The 13,068-nt window shown below is 38.3% G+C and carries 12 protein-coding genes; 3 read left to right on the top strand and 9 right to left on the bottom strand.

All coding sequences use genetic code 11. The annotated features are described in order from the left end of the window. Positions 1-3: 3 nt before the first annotated feature. The 3 genes from efeO to nox all read right to left on the bottom strand — a co-directional run bounded on the left by efeO (position 4) and on the right by nox (position 4,054). Positions 4-879, bottom strand: a complete 876-nt coding sequence (gene efeO, locus PCY09_RS01580) for an iron uptake system protein EfeO (RefSeq protein ID WP_125397053.1) — start codon at positions 877-879, stop codon at positions 4-6. A 134-nt stretch (positions 880-1,013) separates the two neighbouring features. After that, positions 1,014-2,564, bottom strand: a complete 1,551-nt coding sequence (locus tag PCY09_RS01575) for a ClC family H(+)/Cl(-) exchange transporter (protein ID WP_125397054.1) — start codon at positions 2,562-2,564, stop codon at positions 1,014-1,016. Between the two features lie 113 nt (positions 2,565-2,677). Beyond that, positions 2,678-4,054 carry a H2O-forming NADH oxidase gene (nox, locus tag PCY09_RS01570; RefSeq protein ID WP_125397055.1) on the bottom strand — a complete coding sequence of 459 codons (1,377 nt, stop codon included), beginning with the start codon at positions 4,052-4,054 and terminating at the stop codon, positions 2,678-2,680. A 278-nt stretch (positions 4,055-4,332) separates the two neighbouring features. Here nox and PCY09_RS01565 point away from each other — a divergent pair, with 278 nt between their 5' ends. Genes PCY09_RS01565 through PCY09_RS01555 form a run of 3 tightly spaced genes read left to right on the top strand, consistent with a single transcriptional unit; the run spans position 4,333 to position 7,146 of the window. Further along, positions 4,333-5,262: an FAD:protein FMN transferase gene (locus PCY09_RS01565; protein ID WP_185760618.1), complete on the top strand. Its 930-nt coding sequence runs from the start codon at positions 4,333-4,335 to the stop codon at positions 5,260-5,262. 19 nt (positions 5,263-5,281) lie between these two features. Beyond that, positions 5,282-5,887: an NADPH-dependent FMN reductase gene (locus PCY09_RS01560; protein WP_125397057.1), complete on the top strand. Its 606-nt coding sequence runs from the start codon at positions 5,282-5,284 to the stop codon at positions 5,885-5,887. A gap of 17 nt (positions 5,888-5,904) precedes the next feature. Then, entirely contained in the window at positions 5,905-7,146 is a 1,242-nt protein-coding gene (locus tag PCY09_RS01555) for an NAD(P)H-dependent oxidoreductase (RefSeq protein ID WP_045503061.1), read from the top strand. Between the two features lie 47 nt (positions 7,147-7,193). Here the strand turns inward: PCY09_RS01555 and sdbB are convergent, their stop codons facing one another. The 6 genes from sdbB to PCY09_RS01525 all read right to left on the bottom strand — a co-directional run bounded on the left by sdbB (position 7,194) and on the right by PCY09_RS01525 (position 13,013). Next, positions 7,194-7,751 carry a thiol-disulfide oxidoreductase-associated lipoprotein SdbB gene (gene sdbB / locus PCY09_RS01550; protein WP_045503064.1) on the bottom strand — a complete coding sequence of 186 codons (558 nt, stop codon included), beginning with the start codon at positions 7,749-7,751 and terminating at the stop codon, positions 7,194-7,196. A gap of 75 nt (positions 7,752-7,826) precedes the next feature. Further along, positions 7,827-8,537, bottom strand: a complete 711-nt coding sequence (gene ccdA2 / locus PCY09_RS01545; RefSeq protein ID WP_061596672.1) for a thiol-disulfide oxidoreductase-associated membrane protein CcdA2 — start codon at positions 8,535-8,537, stop codon at positions 7,827-7,829. Positions 8,538-8,819: 282 nt separating this feature from the next. Beyond that, positions 8,820-10,523, bottom strand: coding sequence for a sensor histidine kinase (locus tag PCY09_RS01540; RefSeq protein WP_125397058.1), 1,704 nt, complete (start codon positions 10,521-10,523; stop codon positions 8,820-8,822). Then, positions 10,520-11,254 carry a response regulator gene (locus PCY09_RS01535; RefSeq protein ID WP_125397059.1) on the bottom strand — a complete coding sequence of 245 codons (735 nt, stop codon included), beginning with the start codon at positions 11,252-11,254 and terminating at the stop codon, positions 10,520-10,522. The genes PCY09_RS01540 and PCY09_RS01535 overlap by 4 nt, the downstream gene beginning before the upstream one ends. Before the next feature lie 59 nt (positions 11,255-11,313). After that, complete coding sequence (gene msrB / locus PCY09_RS01530; protein WP_012000579.1) at positions 11,314-12,432, bottom strand: peptide-methionine (R)-S-oxide reductase MsrB; 1,119 nt, start codon at positions 12,430-12,432, stop codon at positions 11,314-11,316. 17 nt (positions 12,433-12,449) lie between these two features. Beyond that, positions 12,450-13,013 (bottom strand): TlpA disulfide reductase family protein, encoded by a 564-nt coding sequence (locus PCY09_RS01525; protein ID WP_012000580.1) that lies wholly within the window; start codon positions 13,011-13,013, stop codon positions 12,450-12,452. Between the last annotated feature and the right edge of the window lie 55 nt (positions 13,014-13,068).

Here is a 13,068-nt window from a genome sequence, read left to right as displayed (position 1 = left end):
TCATTACTTCCCGTTTAAAATGACTCCCATTTGGGACAGAGGTTCACCAAGTTTTGTAACAGCTTCTGCTAATTCTTTAGTGTCCTCTTTAGTTAAGTCGGTATATAGCTTATAGTGCTGACTATCTGTCATATGTTTATCCAAGAGGCTATTAACATTTTTAAATTCTTTTTCTAAAGAAGCTACAAGCTTTTCGTCTTTATTCTTGATAAGTGGTTTAAAAAGTTGGAAAATTTTCTCTGCACCCTCAATATTTGCACGGAAATCGTACAAGTCTGTATGAGAGTAGATTTCTTCTTCACCAGTAATCTTGCTTGTTGCAACTTCATTTAATAAGTCAACAGCACCAGTCAGCATCATATCAGGAGTAACTTCTACTGTTGCAACTTTGGCCTTCAATTCCTTAATGTCATTAACCAATTGATGAGCATAAGTTTCTGTTCCAGAAGTGGTATTTTGTTCCCACAAGATTTTTTCAATACGGTGGAAGCCTGACCATCCTTCTTCAGTCTTGTTCTCATCCATATAATCTGCTAAACGAAAATCAATTTTTACATCAGACTCACCAAAACTTTCAGCAATCGGTTCTGATCGCTCATAGCTCATTCGAATAAGTGGATAAATTTTCTTTGCTTCGTCAAGTTTACCTTCTTTAAGAAGAGATTCGAATTTTTCAGTATCAGTCAGCAACTGATCAATTTGTCCTTCCACAAAAGTCTTATATTCCGACGTAGCCTTATCTAAAGCCTTCTTATCATTAGACGATAAGGTCACTTTTGCTTCACTACTACTTGAAGAAGTTTTGCTTGTGTTTGTATTTGCAGAACAAGCTGTCATGAGAACAGCTGCTGAAAATAGGACAAGTCCCATTTTTTTCATGGTCTATCTCCTTTAATTTCTAAATAATGTTCAAGAAATTATATCAAAAATTTTCTCATTTTTCAACGAATTGTCAGATAATTTAATCCAAATAAAAATCCCTTGTCAATTTCAAAAAACAAGGGAAGTAAATCTTATAGTAATAAGTCTTTTATTTTTCCAATTTCATGTTGTTTAACTACCAAATAAATCGTATCCCCTAAGTAGAGTTTAGTACTTCCGTTAACAGTATTCTTCTTACCTTTATGAATATTCATAACAATCAGAATATCTGGCGGAAGATTTAAATCCCTCACCTGCCTGTTCGAAATTTTTTCGGAAACAGGGATTTCTATTAAAGTTGTTTCTCCATCATCTCCTATATTATCTGGGAGCATTCTTTCTAACATGGCTTCATAAACTGGTGCTCCGCCTAGCAGATCCATTATGATATAGGCTGTTAAAGTTACGATTGCTATAGGCATTAGATTTCTGATATCGCCCACCATCTCAGTCACTAAGATCATGGCTGTCAGGGGAGCTTTTGATATTGCACCAAAATAACCACTCATGCCTAAAATGATAAAAATTGGAAATTGATTCCAACTAACAAGGCCAAACTGCACACAGATATTTCCAACAATCGCTCCTAATAGAGATCCCAGTGCTAAAATCGGAAGAAAAATACCACCTGGCAAACCACTTCCATAAGAGATCATACTCCAAATAAATCGAATAAGAAAGAAAGCAATAAGGCTTGTAAGTAAATAATTTTGTGAATGCAAGGAGAGAATCAATTGATTACCTCCTCCTAAAATTTGAGGCAGAAAATAACCAAGAGGTATAATCAAGACAAATGCCACTGCCGGGTAGTAGTTCGGTGATAAGTGTAAAATCTTACCGATTTTTTTATACAAGTCTGGCATATACAGGACAACTTTTTCGTAAACATAACCTGAAATTCCTAAGAAAAGGCCCATAAGTAGATAAATCCAGTATTGTTGCAATTGCATTGCTGGGATATTATCAGGCATATCTAAAACAGGTGTAAGTCCAAAAATCACCAAGGAAACAAAATTTGCTACCAGACTAGCTACCAGAGTTGAGATCCAAAAAAGTTTTGAAAAATGGCGATAAACTTCTTCGACCACAAACAATAAACCTGCTATCGGAGCATTGAAGGCAGCAGCCAGACCAGCTGCAGCTCCACTAGCAATCAAAACCCTTTCTTCAACGGGACTAAGCTTAAGCCATTTTGCTAGCCCTTTGCCTCCAACAGCCCCTAGTTGAATACTAGGTCCTTCCCTACCTAACATGAGACCACTTGAAATAGCTAAAAAGCCAGCAAGAAATTTTTTCCATAATACACTCCACCAGTCCAAGGACATGAGCCCCTTCAGCTCAGCCTCAACTTGAGGAATACCCGACCCTTTAATATTCTTTTCAGACTTCATTAGCCAAGCAACCAAAAACATAATAAGTAGGTAAAGGATTAAAATTATTACTAGAAAAATTAAATTTTCATGGCTTTTTTCATACAAGGATTGAATCCAATGAAAACTCTTCTCAATCATGAGGCGAAAAAGACCAACAATACCTCCAACAAACAAGCCCACTAAAATCCCACGAAAAACTTGAGAAATAATAGAACTATTTGCCGACTGAAACTCTCTTTCAGGAAGAGATTGAACTACTTTTTCTTCCATAACTTCTCCTACCCTTTTTAAAACTATTGTACCATATTTTAAAATGGACCTAAACTATTTTTAAAAGTGGAACTGACAAGCAAAAAGCTCCTCAAAAAGGAGCTTTCTTCGTTTTATTCAGCTGAAAGTGCAGCCATAGTGATGTAATTATATGGCTTGTTGAAGTGTGGTAAGAAGAACAAGTCCATAAGAGCAAGCTTATCTATTGTTACTTGTTCTTGAATTGCTAATGAGAACATGTGGATACCCATTGAAATCGAGATATCACGAGAAACCATTTGTGCACCTAAAACAATACGAGTATCCTTGTCATAAACGATTTTCAATGCTACTTCATGGTTATCGTGCTTGATAAATTCTGGTTTTTGCAAGTCGTTGAAACCAGTTTCTACTGCATTATAACCTGCTGCTTTCGCTTTTTCAAGAGTTAAACCAGTTGACACCATATGAAGGCCGTAGATTGAAATACCATTTGAACCTTGAACACCGATTCCTTCCAATTCATGTCCACAAGCATTGTGTGCACCCACGATACCAGAACGAACAGCATTTGAAGCCAAAGCGATGTAACTTGTTTCTTGACGAGCATTGTCATAAATTGTTGCACAGTCACCCACTGCAAACACGCCTGGGATTGAAGTTTCTTGCTTCTTATCTACTAGAAATGCACCGTTACGGAACAATTCGATTTTTCCAGCTCCTAATTCTGTATTTGGACGGAAACCAACAGCAAGAACAACCATATCTACATCAAATGTTTCCTTATCAGTTACTAAGCGTTCAACTTTGCCATCGCCTTCAACTGCCTGTACAGTTTGACCAAGCGCTAAGCGAATATTGTGGTCTTCCAAGTTCTTAGCCATCATTTGCGTAAAGTCTTTATCATAGTATCCATTCAAGACAGTATCTACGATATCAACCAAAATAACTTCTTTTCCAAGACGCTCAAAGGCTTCAGCAAGTTCAACACCAATGTAACCACCACCAACTACAGCAACACGTTCAATATGCTTGCTCTTGTCTTGAAGTTTTTCAATAACTTCTTCTGCATTTTGGTATAGTTTTACAAATTGAAGATTTTCAAGAGTTGCTTTGAATTCACGATTTCCTTCAACAATTTCAGCACCCTTGATTGGAGGGATGATTGGAGTAGAACCTGTTGCAAAAATTAACTTTTCATAAGATTCAACATGTTCTTTACCATCTACTAATGCTGTAACTTCTTTTTTATCATAATCAATTGAAAGAACCGGAGCATTCATGTGAACTGTTGCGCCTTTTGCTTCTAACTTTTCTTTATCAGAGTAAAATAGGCCCTCAGCTCCATCGATTTGCTTTCCAATCCAAAGAGCCATACCACAACCAAGGAAAGAAATGTTTGAATTTTGGTCAAAAACTACAATTTCATTTTCTGAACCATAATTATCAAGCATAGTATTAATACATGCTGTACCTGCGTGGTTAGCACCTACTACAACAATTTTACTCATAGAATAAATCCACCTTTAAAATTTAATTTACCAGAGTATTATACCATCAATCTGTTAGCGGTTTCAACAAAAATGCTCATTAATTTTCAATTTTCTAAAAATCATATAAAACATCAAGTCATAGACCTTCATTAAAAATCAGATCAACAGTAGGGTTATCTGCAAAGAAAGCTACTTATTTTTTTCTGAAAATATATAAAATTCATTTGTGAAAACGTTGTCTTTTTGATATACTAATAAAGTAGATTATGAACTATTTAGGAAAGGTTGTGATAAAAGTGGATCTCACTTCTAGATCCATTCGTTTAATGGGATCAACAATTAGCATTTCTATTTTACATGAGAATGCTGACTTTCTTCTAGATGAGGTTTTTTCCTTATTAAAAATATACGAAAATCGTTTCAGCGCTAATGATGACAGCTCAGAACTAATGCAGGTCAACCACGCTGCTGGAAAAGAGCCGATCTGTGTTCATCCTGATTTGTTCGAGCTAATAGAACTAGGAAAAAAACACAGTCTTATTCCAGGCAGTCATCTCAATATCACTATAGGGCCCCTCATTCAAACTTGGCGTATTGGTTTTAAAGATGCCAGAGTTCCGAGTGCTTCAGAGATTGAAAAGGTTCTTTCCTTGACCAACCCCGAAAATATTGAATTAGATCCAATATCCCGTTCAGTATTTTTGAAACAGTCTGGGATGAAGATTGACCTTGGTGCCCTCGCTAAAGGCTATATCGCTGATAAAATTTCCCATTTCCTAAAAGAAAAAGATGTCACCTCTGCTCTTATCAATCTTGGGGGAAATATTCTGACTATTGGTCATAACCAACAAAATAATCGTTTATGGCGCATCGGTATTCAGAATCCAAAGCTACCTCGCGGAAACAACTTAGCATTACTGTCCATCCAAGACCAGTCCGTTGTTACTTCCGGAATCTATGAAAGAAATCTGAAAGCAAATGGCAAAGTCTATCATCATATTTTCGATCGAAATACTGGCTATCCAATTGATAATCAGTTAGCCAGTCTCACCATTGTTTCAGATAAATCAGTTGATGGAGAAATATGGACAACGCGCTTATTTGGTGAAAACCCTAGTTCTATCTTAGAAAAAGTCGAGCAGGAAAATGGAATCGAAGCCTTCGTTATTACAGAAGATAATCAAGTTTTTTATTCATCTGGTCTTACCCCAGAAATTATATCCTAAATCCAGAAAGGAACCTACTATGTTAAAACTTATCGCAATTGTTGGAACAAATTCTAAACGTTCCACAAACCGGCAACTTCTTCAATATATGTCTAAGCACTTTGCTGACAAGGCTGAAATCGAGCTGGTAGAGATTAAAGATATCCCAATGTTTAATAAACCTGCTGACAGAAGCGTGCCTGAGTTAGTATCAGAAATTGCCGAGAAAGTCAATGCAGCAGACGGTGTACTCATTGGAACACCTGAGTACGACCACTCTATTCCAGCTGTACTCATGAATGCTCTAGCTTGGCTTTCTTATGGTATCTATCCATTGCTGAACAAGCCTGTCATGATTACTGGTGCTTCTTATGGTACGCTTGGTTCCTCTCGTGCCCAGTTGCAGCTCCGTCAAATTTTGAACGCTCCAGAAATCAAGGCAAATGTACTTCCAGACGAGTTCTTGCTCTCACATTCTCTTCAAGCTTTTGACCCAAGCGGAGATTTGGTGGATCTTGATGTTGTCAAAAAATTGGATGCTATCTTTGATGACTTCCGTATCTTTGTCAAAATCACTGACAAATTGCGCAACGCTCAAGAATTGCTTCGCAAAGATGCTGAAGAATTTGACTGGGAAAAATTGTAAGATAGGAGACTGAAAGAATGAAATTTGTTGGAATTGTAGGATCAAACTACGAACAATCATATAACCGAAAATTATTGGAATTCATCCGTCGCCAGTTCAAAATTAAATTTGAATTGGAAGTCTTAGAAATCGATGAAGTCCCAATGTTTAACCAGGATGAAAAATGGGATGAAAGCTTCCAATTGCGTTATTTGTATAACAAAATCACACGTGCAGACGGAGTCATCATCGCAACACCTGAGCATAACCATACTATCAGCGCTCCTTTGAAGAGTGTCTTAGAATGGCTCTCTTACGAGGTTCATCCTTTCGAAAACAAGCCTGTCATGATTGTGGGTGCATCATACTACGACCAAGGGACATCACGTGCCCAAGTTCACCTGCGTAAAATCTTAGACGCTCCAGGTGTAAATGCTTATACTTTACCTGGTAATGAATTTCTTCTAGGAAAAGCAAAAGAAGCTTTTGACAATGATGGCAATATCACTAACGAAGGTACTGTTAAATTCCTTGAATCATGCTTAGATAACTTTATCAAATATGTAGAGGTGGTTTCAAAATTGAAAAAACCAAAACCAATTGAACCTGAAGACTTAGATTGTGGAAAACCAATCGCTACAACGATTACAGAAGTTGATCCGGATGATCCAGAATGGGTAGAAAAAGTTGCAGAAATCACTGGAGCTGTTTCTGGAGATACTTATGTCAAGTTGGACCATGGTATCTTGACTGTTAACCAGATTGATATGTTCTTGAAGGCTATGCCATTTGAATTAACATACGCTGACGATAACAACCAATTCCTCTACTACAACAACGCTCACCAAGATCCAGACACCATGTTTGCTAAACGCGTGCCACCTCAATCAGGTAGCCGTATGTCAACCGTTCATGGTTCTCTTCCGCCAGCACGTATGAAGAATGTAGAGTGGGTTATCGGAACACTTCGCAATGGAAATCAAGAATACGTACGGACAATTGTCCCAGGTTCACCTGCAGGTGTTATCAACACCCACAACTACCAAGCGATGTACTATCCTGATGGATCATACGCTGGTATCAATGAAATCGTCTTTAACTTCCAACCATGGCTTGACTGGTATCTAAAAGAAACTGGTCAACGTTTGGTTGGTGGTAGCGGACCATTTGCTCCTGCTGGAGGTCATGGAGACGCAGATGCTACTTCTGGCGCTTCAGATGCTGGTGGTCACGGAGATGGTGGAGGAGGTGCCGATGCCTCTTCTGGCGCAAGTGCTTAAGTAAAAATAAAGAATGGAAATTTTATCCATTCTTTTTTATATTCTATTTACTTCATTTCTTTAAAGGCTGCTTCAGCATCTTCGTTGCTGATAGCTCCAAATTGAATTTTACCAATTTTTCCTTGACTATCAATGAGAATTTCTGTTGGAATACTTCTGATCTGATAGGCTTGGAAGGTAGTTGCTTGGCTATCATATAAAACTGGAACATCTTTATAGCCCTGTTCTTCAAACCATTTAGGGAAGTCTGTTTCAGACTTTTCACCCTGAATTCCTGGGGCAATGACACTTAAAATTTCGAAATCGCGGTCTTTCTTTCCAGCCAATTCTATTAGTTCTGGCATACTTTTCTTACATGGTCCACACCAAGAAGCCCAGAATTTCAAGTAAACTTTTTTTCCTTTATAATCAGATAACTTAACAGTTTTTCCGTCCATAGACTTCAAAGTAAAGTCAGGAGCTTCCTGACCGACAGCTATCTGACCGACAGAATTCTGAGCAGGTTGATTGCTACTGCTTTTTGTTTCCATTCCCATCTCGTCAGAGCAAGCAGTTAAAAACACTGCAGCTAACAAACCAACACCAAAAGTTAAATATTTTTTCATCACTTTCTCCTTTTATTAGAAAATATCAAATCCCAAAAGCATAAAATTTTTTCAAATTGTTTGGGGCACTAACACTTATCCAAATAGCCCCGACAAGGCGTTCAATTGTCCAAGCATGAGCAAGATCCCCATCAGAATAATAATCGCACCACCGATTTTTTTCAGAAGTCCCATATAAGGTTTAATTTTATTAAAATACTGCATCACAAAGCTTGAAGCCAGAGCTAAAATTAGAAAAGGTAAGGCCATACCCAAGGTGTAAATCAAGGTTAGAATAGCTCCCTGAAAAGCACCATTCCCTCCTGAAGCAGCCAGCGCTAAGACTGAACTTAGAATAGGACCAATACACGGAGTCCAACCAAAACTAAAAGTAATTCCCAATACAAATGCTGAAAGAAACTCGTTGCGTTTATTATCTTTTTTAAAGGCGACATTTTTTTGCATTTGCAAGGGTTTAATATTGATTAATTCCATTTGGTGGACACCAAGTAGGATAATGATGATCCCCATAACATAGCGGAACCAAGAAGAATTAATAATTGCTCCTAAAAAACCCGCCCCAAATCCTAAAATGAAGAAAACACATGATATTCCCGCAATAAAACAAAGAGTCTTAACAAGTCCATACCAGGCAATTTCTCTGCCTAAAAATCGAACAGTTCTGGGTTTATCCTCTGAATCTAATAAGATTCCGATATACACCGGAAGTAAGGGAAAAATACAGGGAGAGAAAAATGATAGCACTCCCGCTAAAAAAACTGAAACTGAGAAAAGTAAGCTTTCCATCATCCATCCTTCTTTTTTATTATGTTACTTAACAGAGATGAGAAATGAATTTTCTCAATAACTCTACTAGTTTTTTCTAAACAATTTAGAACTTTTTACAGAGAGTCCTACTGTTCTATAAACCATTATAAATGAAAGCGGATTATTTTTCACAAATTTGCTACGGTATTTTTTTATTATTATTTTCGTACTAACAAAATGATGAATTTTAATTAAAAAACATAAAACAGAAAAAGCCGGAAAAACTCTCTCCGGCTATAAGTTATTTTATTCAATAAACAACTATTTATCATTGGATAGTGGCAGATATATTTTGATCAGAGTAAATATATCTTGCTCCGACTGGATTTCCATATGGTAATCTTCTCCAAACTGCAGTTTCAAGCGTTGATCGACATTTTTCAGACCAACACCACCTAGGCGAAGAAGCGTCTTCTCCGATGAATCTTGGAGATCAAAGCCACAGCCGTTATCATAGATAGACAATAGCAGTTTTCCTTCTTCTACTTTCGACGTCACTCGAATCATGCCTTGTCGGTCAATTTCCTTGATACCATGGTAGATGGCATTTTCAACCAAAGGCTGAAGTACCAGCTTGGGCAATTTATAATCAGCTAGAGATTCATCCTCTTCAATCGCATACTGGAGCTTGTCACCATAGCGTTGCTTCTGGATAAAAAGATACTGACGAACGTGATCAATCTCATCTTTAAGAGCAATCTGTTCATGTCCTTGATTGAGCGCCAAGCGGAAATACTGAGCGAGTGATTTTGTTAGCTCAACAACACGCTTGCTATCATTAAACTCAGCCATCCAGACAATCGTATCTAAGGTATTATAAAGGAAATGGGGATTAATTTGAGCTGAGAGAGCTCGGAGCTCATAGCGACGAACATTTTGTTCTTCAGTCTTGACAGCTTCCATTAGTTGTTCGATTTGATCCAGCATTTTATTGAACTGCTGAGCCAAGTCAACCAACTCTGGAGAACCCTTAGCCTCCGCTCGCAAATTTGAGTCACCTGCCCCAATCTTCAGAATGACTGTTTGTAGATTCTGGAGAGGCTTAATCCACAAACGCAGAACAAACCAAATACCAATCAAGCACAACAGGAGTGCTAAAACGCCCATTCCCACAAAAGAATAAAGCATTTGTGACTGAAGCATCTGTAATTGCTCTAATGAGGCAACGCCAATTAAAGTCCAATCACTATCTGGAATATCAATCTGGTAAACAAAGGCCTGCTTCTGGTCTGCATAACCATCCTTGACTGAGATATAGGGCTGCATCGCTTTCATTTCCTGACTGGAGGAATAAACACTCTTCTTAGGATGATAGACAAATTCATGCTGGCTATTAACAATAAAGCTAAAGCCCTTCTTTCCTAGCTGAAGCTGATCCAGATAGGCTTTGAGACTCTTATAGCCGATATCCAGACGTAAAACACCGAGATTCTGCCCTGCTTCATCCACTACCTCCTGAGTGACAGAAACAACCCACTTCTCCTTCTCTGATGACAGAGACTCTTTGCGAGCAGGAGTCAAAACAGGCATGGCTCTGGTATGGACAGCTTCCTGATACCATTTTTCATTCATCATATCAGAAGATGTCTGCATGCTGATTTGAGAATCTGTCGAGACCACGCGCCCGTCCTTGGTAACTAATACTGCCGACACTAAATCTGGATCTGTTTCAATGATAGTTTTCATCAAAGTTTGAACAGGAGTTTCACTGCTTTCTTGATTCTGAGCAAACTTACGAATCGCTTCTTCCTTGCTCAGTGTGGAGGTGGTTTGTTTTAATTTCTGCAAATAGGAAGCAATGAACTGCCCGCTTTGCTCCATACTATTGCGCGTCGTTCTCTCTGTCAGCTGCCGAATGGTCCCTGAGCTAGTCTGATAATAAAGGCTCCCAACAAGTCCCAAGAGTACAAGAACCAGAAGAAAGATATAAACGATCAACTGGATAAGAAGCGGATAGCGTTTCATTTCTCCTCTCCTTTTTTAAACTGTCTAGGCGTCAGCCCTACCACTTGCTTGAAGCGCTGAGAAAAATAGTTCATATCTTCAAAACCCACCTGCTCTGCTATTTCATAAATCTTCAAATCAGTAGTCAGGAGTAAGAGTTTTGCTTTTTTCATCCGTTCTTGAATCAAATAATCTTGAAAGGGTAAGCCTAGTTCTTTTTTTATGAGAACACTTAGGTAAGATGGACTAAATCCTAGTTGAAAAGCCAAACTTTTCAGACTTAATTCTGGATCAGCCAGTTGTGCATGAATGGCTTCTTCCATCTCAGAGTGCTGTCCTTGATCGACCAAATTTTGAATCTGGGCTTTTTTTCGTTCCTTATCAAGCTTGGCCTGAACCTTGTCCAACATTTCCTCAACATCTGTCTTGGAAAAAGGCTTAAGAAGATAGTCATCTGCACCTAGTTTAATGGCTGTCCTAGCATAATCAAAGTCATCATAACCTGTCAGGAAAACAATATGACACTTAGGAGCCTTTTCTCTGGCTAGCTTGGCTAGTTCAAGGCCATTCATCAGTGGCATATTGATATCGGTCAGCAGAATGTCAACAGGATTTTTCTGAAATTTTTGCCAAGCTTCTCTTCCATTTTCAGCCTGGGCAATGACTTGCATGCCAAACTGTTCATAGTTTACTAAGGACGCAATTCCCTGTCTTACCAGATACTCATCCTCTACAATCATAATTGAATACACAAGATTCAACTCCTTATTTATACTGGATTTATTATAGCAAATTTCCAATCAAAATGCTCTTAAACATAATCCAAAAGATAACCGTAGCCCTTCTCCTCCATCTCAGCTTTTGGAATGAACTTGATTGACAAACTATTAATACAATAGCGTAAGCCCCCCTTGTCCTTAGGTCCGTCTGTAAAAACATGACCCAGATGTGAATTTCCAACACGACTGCGAACTTCCGTTCGTGTCATATTGAAGCTCTTGTCTTCTTTGTAAGTTGCAACATCAGGACTGATAGGACGGGTGAAACTTGGCCAACCACAACCTGAATCAAATTTATCCTTTGATGAAAAGAGAGGCTCGCCTGTCACCACATCCACATAGATACCAGCATCGAACTTATCCCAATAGCGGTTAGAAAAGGCCCGCTCTGTGTCATTCTTTTGTGTGACTGCGTATTCTTCAGGAGAGAGCTTGGACTTAATCTCTTCATCACTGGGCTTAGTATAACGATTAGCATCAATAACAGGGTAGGCGGCTTGATTAACATCAATATGGCAATATCCATTAGGATTCTTTTTTAGGTAATCCTGATGATAGTTTTCAGCCTTAACATAGTTTTTTAATGGTTCTTTCTCAACAGCTAGAGGTTTATCGTACTTCTTAGCCACTTCATCAAAAACTTGATTGATAGTATTCAAATCTGCTTCATCCTTATAATAAACACCTGTTCGATATTGTGTACCTTGATCATTACCTTGTTTATTTTTAGAAGTTGGGTCAATAATACGGAAATAATGAAGTAAGATTTCTTTGAGAGATATCTTTTTAACGTTATAGGTGATTTTTACCGTCTCTGCATGACCAGTTTGAGAAACCAATTCATATTTGGTCGTGTCACCCTTACCATTTGCATAGCCGGACTCAGCATCAATGACACCTGGTACTCTAGAGAAATATTCTTCTACACCCCAGAAACAGCCACCTGCCAGATAGATTACCCGCTTATCGGCTTCTTTAACATCTTCTTTCTTTTTCTTTACTACTTCAGTCTTACTCATTGAGGCTTTTTTGATTTGCTCCGCATTGGCATGTGAAGAGTCAATTGACATAGATCCTCTAATCAAGAAAAAGAGTCCAAAACAGAGCAGAAAAGCGAGTATAAACATAATCATCTTCCATTTTGATTCCATTTTGTTACACCTCGTCTTTACTTAATTTCTTTCAGTGTTTTCTCAATATCTTCCTTGCTCATGTAGCCAATATGTGTCTTGGCAAGTGAACCGTCACTGCCTACGAAGAGTGCAGATGGATAAGAGCGAATACCGTATTCTTTCAGCAATTCTCCCTTGGTGTCCATGAGAACAGGGAAGTCTTTGTAATCCAAAGACTTGTACCATTTTTTAAAATCTTCGGCTGATTTTTCACCATTAAACGTTGGAGACACAACCGATAGAACAACATAGTCTTTCCCTTCCTGCTCCTTGGCCAGATCATTGGTATCGCCAAGAGTAGATAAGCAGATAGAGCACCAGGAAGCCCAAAATTTCAAATAGACTTTCTTTCCTTTAAAATCAGACAGTTTGTAGGTCTTTCCATCCACTCCTTGCAGACTAAAGTCTTTAGCCATCTTAGAAGATTGGTCAGAATCCTTCTTTGTTGTCATACTGCTTTTATCGTTAGTGGAGGCTTCTGATTCCATCTTCTGATTTGAACAAGCACCCAATAAGCCTGCACAAAGCAAACCCAGAGTTAATACAGTAATTTTTTTCATAGCTTTCCATCCTCTCAAAATAAGGAGAAAGCCGACAGGTATGACGGCTTCTTCT

Origin of the sequence: Streptococcus sp. SG2, from assembly GCF_030439925.1 — a bacterium.
In the GTDB taxonomy this organism is placed as follows: domain Bacteria; phylum Bacillota; class Bacilli; order Lactobacillales; family Streptococcaceae; genus Streptococcus; species Streptococcus gordonii.
The sequence above is the reverse complement of the archived record's forward strand: the minus strand, read 5'-3'. Positions and strand labels throughout refer to the sequence as shown.

Excerpts from the sequence above, each read along its gene's own strand:
- efeO (WP_125397053.1), bottom strand. The coding sequence starts at position 879 with ATGAAAAAAATGGGACTTGTCCTATTTTCAGCAGCTGTTCTCATGACA.
- PCY09_RS01575 (WP_125397054.1), bottom strand. The coding sequence starts at position 2,564 with ATGGAAGAAAAAGTAGTTCAATCTCTTCCTGAAAGAGAGTTTCAGTCG.
- nox (WP_125397055.1), bottom strand. The coding sequence starts at position 4,054 with ATGAGTAAAATTGTTGTAGTAGGTGCTAACCACGCAGGTACAGCATGT.
- PCY09_RS01560 (WP_125397057.1), top strand. The coding sequence starts at position 5,282 with ATGTTAAAACTTATCGCAATTGTTGGAACAAATTCTAAACGTTCCACA.
- PCY09_RS01555 (WP_045503061.1), top strand. The coding sequence starts at position 5,905 with ATGAAATTTGTTGGAATTGTAGGATCAAACTACGAACAATCATATAAC.
- sdbB (WP_045503064.1), bottom strand. The coding sequence starts at position 7,751 with ATGAAAAAATATTTAACTTTTGGTGTTGGTTTGTTAGCTGCAGTGTTT.
- ccdA2 (WP_061596672.1), bottom strand. The coding sequence starts at position 8,537 with ATGGAAAGCTTACTTTTCTCAGTTTCAGTTTTTTTAGCGGGAGTGCTA.
- PCY09_RS01540 (WP_125397058.1), bottom strand. The coding sequence starts at position 10,523 with ATGAAACGCTATCCGCTTCTTATCCAGTTGATCGTTTATATCTTTCTT.
- msrB (WP_012000579.1), bottom strand. The coding sequence starts at position 12,432 with ATGGAATCAAAATGGAAGATGATTATGTTTATACTCGCTTTTCTGCTC.
- PCY09_RS01525 (WP_012000580.1), bottom strand. The coding sequence starts at position 13,013 with ATGAAAAAAATTACTGTATTAACTCTGGGTTTGCTTTGTGCAGGCTTA.